This window comes from Rhodoferax sp. (genome assembly GCF_037143375.1).
Taxonomy (GTDB): Bacteria; Pseudomonadota; Gammaproteobacteria; order Burkholderiales; family Burkholderiaceae_C; genus Rhodoferax.
On sequence record NZ_JBAWYV010000159.1, the window covers coordinates 1 to 6542 of the forward strand.

5 protein-coding genes and 1 riboswitch are annotated in these 6542 nt (G+C 59.6%); of the genes, 2 read left to right on the forward strand and 3 right to left on the reverse strand.

From position 1 onward, the window contains the following. Window positions 1-181 precede the first annotated feature (181 nt). The 3 genes from metF to ahcY form a co-directional block, all read right to left on the reverse strand. On the reverse strand, window positions 182-1021 hold the full coding sequence (gene metF, locus WCG50_RS16310) for a methylenetetrahydrofolate reductase [NAD(P)H] (protein WP_336900652.1): 840 nt from the start codon (window positions 1019-1021) through the stop codon (window positions 182-184). Window positions 1022-1090: 69 nt separating this feature from the next. Further along, entirely contained in the window at window positions 1091-1903 is an 813-nt protein-coding gene (locus WCG50_RS16315; protein WP_336900653.1) for a TlyA family RNA methyltransferase, read from the reverse strand. 19 nt (window positions 1904-1922) lie between these two features. Then, window positions 1923-3464, reverse strand: a complete 1542-nt coding sequence (ahcY, locus tag WCG50_RS16320; protein WP_336900654.1) for an adenosylhomocysteinase — start codon at window positions 3462-3464, stop codon at window positions 1923-1925. Between the two features lie 76 nt (window positions 3465-3540). Next, window positions 3541-3636, reverse strand: a riboswitch (S-adenosyl-L-homocysteine riboswitch). 109 nt (window positions 3637-3745) lie between these two features. Here ahcY and WCG50_RS16325 point away from each other — a divergent pair. Together WCG50_RS16325 and WCG50_RS16330 are read left to right on the forward strand one after the other, a co-directional pair. Beyond that, the gene (locus WCG50_RS16325) at window positions 3746-5377 is read left to right on the forward strand and encodes a peptide chain release factor 3 (protein WP_336900655.1); all 1632 of its coding nucleotides are present in this window, start codon (window positions 3746-3748) and stop codon (window positions 5375-5377) included. A 2-nt stretch (window positions 5378-5379) separates the two neighbouring features. Next, window positions 5380-6542: MFS transporter (locus WCG50_RS16330; protein ID WP_336900656.1), on the forward strand; the 1163-nt coding region annotated here is incomplete at its 3' end.

A 6542-nucleotide genomic window follows, 5' to 3' on the forward strand; every position in this document is an offset into this window, starting at 1 on the left:
GTGAGGTCAAGGGGGAGGCCGAAGGCCGGAGGACACGAACAGCGCTGAGTGCCGCGCCGTCCTGAGTTGAGCGCCGACCCGAGTCCCAAGCAGCCGAAGCAAATCAGCACCAATCAAAATCCGCGAGACAAAACAGCCGCTAGCTCAGATAGAACCTGCGTAGCTAGCTATCAAAACAATATCAAAGCCCCATCCGGCGGCAAATTTCCAGAGTGGCCACACTCTGGTTCATGGCATAGAAATGCAGGCCAGGCGCACCACCGGCGCGCAGTTGCTCGCACAGGTCAGTCACCACATCCAGACCGAAGGCCTTGATGGACGCGGTGTCGTCGCCAAAGCTTTGCAGGCGCAAACGAATCCAGCGCGGAATTTCGGCGCCCGAAGCATCGCTGAAGCGCATCAGTTGCGTGGAGCTAGTGATCGGCATGATGCCGGGCACCACAGGAACCGTTAAGCCTAGGGCATCGGCCTCTTCCACAAAACGAAAGTAGGCATCCGAGTTGTAAAAATACTGGGTAATGGCGGAGTTGGCACCGGCTTTGACCTTGGCCGCGAAGGCTTGCAGGTCAGACGCGGGCGACTTGGCTTGCGGGTGAATTTCTGGGTAAGCCGCCACTTCAATGTGAAAGTCGTCGCCGGTCTCGGCCCGGATGAATGCCACCAGATCACTGGCGTACTGGAACTCGCCACCGGCGCCGTAGCCGCTGGGCAAATCACCGCGCAAAGCCACCAGGCGCTTGACGCCCATGGCCTTGAGCGTGGCCAACTGCACCCGCACGGTGGCTTTGGTGGCACCAATGCACGAGAAATGCGAAGCGGCGCTCACGCCCTCCGCCAGAATGTCGCGCACGGTGTTGAACGTGCCTTCTTGCGTGGAGCCACCGGCCCCAAACGTGACCGAGCAAAACTCGGGCTTCAGCACATACAACTGCTGGCGCACCGCGCGCAGCTTTTCCACGCCTTCAGGGGTTTTGGGCGGGAAAAATTCAATACTCAGGGGAAATCTAGAGGTCGCGTTCATGGCGGCTTTCTAAAGGTCAGGGGACCGTGCGGGCTTGCCATGGGTGGCAGCGACCGGTCCCGTCAGGTTTCAGGAATGGGCGCAGATGAAGAATTCGCGGTTGCCGTCGCCGCCTTCAATCGGGGAATCAAACCACGCCGTCACAGTCAGGCCCAAGGCTTCGCAGGACTCGCGCAGGCGCTTTTCGATCAAGGGGTAAAAAGACGCGTCTTTCACAATGCCGCCTTTGCCAACCTGGCCGGGCTGCAATTCAAATTGTGGTTTCACCAGCGTCAGCAGCGTGCCGCCACTTTTGAGCAAAGGCACGATGGCAGGCAGCACCAGCGTTTGCGAGATAAACGACAGGTCAGCCACGATCAGGTCAAACTCGGGGGCGAACTCAACCACTTCCTCGTCGCCTTCTTCTACATCAAATTGGCCATCAGCCCCCGTGCTATCTGCGTAAGCAGCTATCAAATCAGCAGCAACCAGCGCACGAGCGTTGACTTTTTCGACGCACAAAACGCGCGGGTCTTCACGCAAACTGGGGTGCAACTGGGCGCTGCCCACGTCGACCCCCACCACCGAGGCGGCACCGTGCTGCAACAAGCAGTCGGTAAAACCACCGGTGGACTGACCCACATCCAGACACGCCAGACCCGCAACCGACAAGCCCACTTTTTTAAGTGCCGCTTCCAGCTTCAGGCCACCCCGGGACACGTAGCGTGCCTCGGAGTCGTCGAGCAACTTCAGTTCGGCCTCGAGCGGAATGTCGTCACCGTTTTTGGTGACGGTCTTCCACTCCACCCCTTTGAGCCATTGCACCCCATCAGCGATGAGGCGTTGGGCTTGTGAACGGGTGCTGGCAAGTTGACGTTGAACGAGTAATTGATCGGCGCGCATGAATGGGGGTTATTTCTCTTTAGTAGCGGTAGGTATCGGCTTTGTACGGACCGGATTTGCTCACGCCAATGTAGGCGGCTTGCTCGTCGGTCAGGACAGACAACATGGCGCCGACTTTGCCGAGGTGCAAACGGGCCACTTTTTCGTCCAGGTGCTTGGGCAACACGTAAACCTTGCCCACTTTGTATTCCTTGGGCTTGGTGAACAACTCAATCTGGGCGATGGTCTGGTTGGCAAAGCTCGACGACATGACGAAGCTGGGGTGGCCAGTGCCGCAACCCAAATTCACCAAACGGCCCTTGGCCAACAAGATGATGCGCTTGGCTGGCTTTTTGCCCTTGGCCGGGAAGATCACGTGATCCACTTGCGGCTTGATTTCTTCCCACTTGCACTTGTCCAGCGAAGCGACGTCGATTTCATTGTCAAAGTGACCAATGTTGCAGACGATGGCCTGGTCTTTCATGGCGTCCATGTGCTTGTAGGTGATGACGTTTTTGTTGCCGGTGGCAGAGACAAAAATATCGCACTTGTCTGCGGCGTATTCCATGGTGACGACTTTGTAGCCTTCCATCGCGGCTTGCAGCGCGTTGATCGGGTCCACTTCAGTCACCCAGACCTGGGCGCTCAAGGCGCGCAGCGCTTGGGCCGAGCCTTTGCCCACATCGCCGTAACCGGCGACACAAGCCACTTTGCCAGCAATCATCACGTCGGTGGCGCGTTTGATGGCGTCGACCAACGATTCGCGGCAGCCGTACAGGTTGTCGAACTTGCTCTTGGTGACCGAGTCATTGACGTTGATGGCGCGCAGGGCGAGTTCGCCCTTGGCCGACATTTCGTTCAAACGCAGCACGCCAGTGGTGGTTTCTTCAGTCACGCCGATGATGTTTTTCAGGCGGCGGCTGTACCAGGTCGGGTCGAGCTTGAGCTTGGCTTTGATGGCGTTGAACAGGCAGATTTCTTCTTCGCTGCCGGGCTTGTCCAGCAACTTGATGTTTTTCTCAGCCTTGGTGCCGAGATGCATCAACAGGGTTGCATCGCCGCCGTCGTCCAGAATCATGTTCGGGCCTTCGGCTGCGGTGCCCTTTTTGCCGCTGAATTCAAAAATGCGGTGGGTGTAATCCCAATAGTCAACCAGGTTTTCGCCCTTGTAGGCAAACACCGGCGTGCCGGCTTCAACCAGCGCCGCAGCGGCGTGGTCTTGCGTGGAGAAAATATTGCACGATGCCCAACGCACTTGCGCGCCCAGCGCTTGCAGGGTTTCGACCAGCACGGCGGTCTGGATCGTCATGTGCAGCGAGCCGGTGATGCGCGCGCCTTTGAGCGGTTGCGCCACGGCGAATTCTTCGCGAATCGCCATCAGGCCGGGCATTTCGGTTTGGGCAATGTTCAACTCTTTGCGACCCCAAGCGGCGAGGCTCAGGTCGGCAATGATGTAGTCCTGCACTTTGGCGACGACAGCGGCTTGCGCCTTGATGGGGGATTTGACGGCCGCTTTAGCGACGGACTTTGCAGGTGCCTTGACGGCAGCTTTAACTTTGACCAATTTCAATACAGCGCTCATGCTTAACTCCAAAAAATGATTTTGAAAAATCACCGGCTGCTGGAGAATCTTATTAAAAAGGCTCACCTCACAGCGCAGTGGGTGAGCGCGGTTGATGCGGCAAGCGGCAGGTGCCAACTCACGCGGTCCGAGCCTCGTTCACGGCATGTGAACTGCAACGCTCCTCGGAAGGCGATAATTCTACCTTTTTCCTGACTTTCATTGTCTATGGGTTTGCGCCAAGGTCTTGTCCGAGACCGCTCATCCTGGCCCCGCAACCTGATTGAATCCAGTTTTTACTCATGTCCTACCAAGCCGAAACCCGCCGCCGCCGCACCTTTGCCATCATTTCCCACCCTGACGCCGGCAAAACCACGCTGACCGAAAAGCTCTTGCTGTTCTCAGGCGCGATCCAGATCGCAGGCTCGGTCAAGGCCCGCAAAGCCACACGCCACGCCACCAGTGACTGGATGGAAATTGAGAAGCAACGGGGCATTTCTGTGGCGTCCTCGGTCATGCAGATGCTGTACCGAGACAACGTCATCAATCTGCTCGACACCCCCGGCCACAAAGACTTCAGCGAGGACACCTACCGCGTGCTCACCGCCGTGGACTCGGCCTTGATGGTGATTGACGCGGCCAACGGCGTTGAGGCGCAAACCCGCCGCCTGATTGAAGTCTGCCGCCAGCGCGACACGCCCATCATCACCTTCGTCAACAAGATGGACCGCGAAGTGCGCGAGCCGCTGGACATTCTGGACGAAATCGAACGCGAACTCGGCATGCCCTGCGTGCCCATGACCTGGCCGGTGGGCCAAGGCAAAACCTTTGGCGGCATCATCAACCTGCGCACGCAGTCCATGACCGTGTTCGAGCCCGGCAGCGACCGCGGCCCCAAAGACTTCACCACCATCCCCATGAGCGACCAGGCCACGCTGCTGAAACGCTTCGGCCACGAGTTCGAGACCGCCATGGAAAGCATGGAACTGGCCACCGGCGCCTCGCCGTCGTATGACCACAAGGCCTTTTTGGCCGGCAAACAAACCCCGGTGTTTTTTGGCTCCGGCGTCAACAACTTCGGGGTCATGGAAGTGCTCGACGCGTTGGTGGACTTGGCACCGCAGCCCCAATCGCGCACCAGTTCGTTTGTCGTCAACCGCCAACCGGTCGTCAAAGAAGTGCAGCCCGAAGACGAATTCTTTTCTGGTGTGGTGTTCAAGGTGCAGGCCAACATGGACGCCAACCACCGCGACCGCATCGCCTTTGTGCGCATGGCCTCGGGCAAGTACACGCCCGGCATGAAACTCAAAGTGATGCGCACCAGCAAAGAACTGCGCCCTACCAGCGTGGTGACCTTCATGAGCCAGCGCCGCGAGGCCGTGAACGAAGCCTACGCGGGTGACATCGTCGGCTTTACCACCCACGGCGGCGTGCAATTGGGCGACACCATCACCGATGGCTCGGTCAACCTGCAGTTCACCGGCCTGCCCTTCTTTGCGCCCGAACTGTTCATGACCGTGGTGCTGCGCAACCCGCTGCGCACCAAGCAATTGCAGCAAGGTCTGGCGCAGTTGGGCGAAGAAGGCGCGATTCAGGTGTTCCGCCCCGAAGTCGGCGGCAACATGCTGCTCGGCGCGGTGGGTCAGTTGCAGTTTGAAGTGGTGCAGCACCGCCTCAAAGGCGAGTACGACGCCGACATCCGGTTAGAGGGCTGCCAGTACACCGGCGCCCGCTGGATCACCGCCGACACCCCCGCCGAACTCAAAGCTTTTTGCGAAGCCTACCCCATGCGCATGGCGCGCGACGCCGCCAACACGCTGGCGTATTTGTGCACCTCGCCCTATGACGTGCGACTGGCGCAAGAGCGCTTCCCCAAAATCCACTTCCACCCGCTGCGCGAACACGCCGGACTGGCGCTGCAAAGCGCGGGCTGAACATGACCCAGGCGCACGGGACCGACCCAACACCGGTGCCCGGCGCGTCACTGGGGCTGCTGAGTATTTTTGGTTCCACGTTTTTCGAGTTGGTGTCGCACTTCATGCTGATGCCTTTGCTGTTGCTGCGCATGAAGGGCGCTGACGTGTCGACCACGCTGGCCGGGCTGTTTGCGGCCTCTGGCTGGCTGGGCATCTTTGTGATGACGCCATTTGCGTCGGCCATCGCGCACCGCATCGGGCGCAAGCCGGCCCTGTGGCTGGCAGGTGGCGTGCTCACGCTGACCGCATTGTTGTTCACCCTGACCCATCAACTGTGGTTTTGGTTTGCGCTCAATGGGCTGTCAGGTCTGGCCATGGCGCTGCGCTGGGTGCTGGCCGAAGCGCTGATTGCCGAGTTTTCACCGCCGGGTCAGCGCGGGCGCTATGTGGGCATTTTTCAGACGCTGGTCAGCGTCACCTTTATTGTCGGCCCCGCCTTTCTGGTGTGGCTTGGCGCCGACAACCCGACCACGCTCTGGGTTGTGGTGATTTTCTCGGCGCTGGGCCTGCTGTGGACCGCCTTCATTCCGAAAGTACCAGAAGTCGCCGACGCCGACACCGCCCATGTCGGGCTGCCGGGTTTATGGCGGGCGTTGCGGGCGCACCCCATCATCATGCTGGCAGGTTTTGTGGGTGGTTTTTTTGAAACCGGCGTCACCTCCATCCTGCCGCTCTACGGGTTGGCTCTTGGGTTGGGGGTGGCGGCTTCTGCCTTGTTGGTGTCGGTGAGCGGTTTGGGCGGCGTGGCGCTGATGATGCCAGCCGGTTTACTCGCCGACCGATTCAAGGACCAGGCGCAAGGCCGGCGCACGCTGATGGTGGTATGTGCCGCCATCACCTTGGGCGCCGCTTGTTTCTTGCCTTTTGTGGCACAAACCGCCTGGCTGTCATGGCCGATAGTATTTTTATGGGGCGGTGCCGGTGGCACGCTTTACACCATGGCCATGACCGACATTGGCGCGCGCGAAAAAGGCATTACCCTCGTCAACAGCACCTCCGTGCTGGTGCTCACCTACACCCTGGGCGGCTTGGTGGCTTCGGCGGCCTCGGGCGCGCTGATTGAGGCATCACCCACCGTAGGCTTTCCAGCGGTACTGATTGGCGTGGCAGCGATGGGGCTAGT

Excerpts from the sequence above, each read along its gene's own strand:
- metF (WP_336900652.1), bottom strand. The coding sequence starts at position 1,021 with ATGAACGCGACCTCTAGATTTCCCCTGAGTATTGAATTTTTCCCGCCC.
- WCG50_RS16325 (WP_336900655.1), top strand. The coding sequence starts at position 3,746 with ATGTCCTACCAAGCCGAAACCCGCCGCCGCCGCACCTTTGCCATCATT.
- WCG50_RS16315 (WP_336900653.1), bottom strand. The coding sequence starts at position 1,903 with ATGCGCGCCGATCAATTACTCGTTCAACGTCAACTTGCCAGCACCCGT.
- ahcY (WP_336900654.1), bottom strand. The coding sequence starts at position 3,464 with ATGAGCGCTGTATTGAAATTGGTCAAAGTTAAAGCTGCCGTCAAGGCA.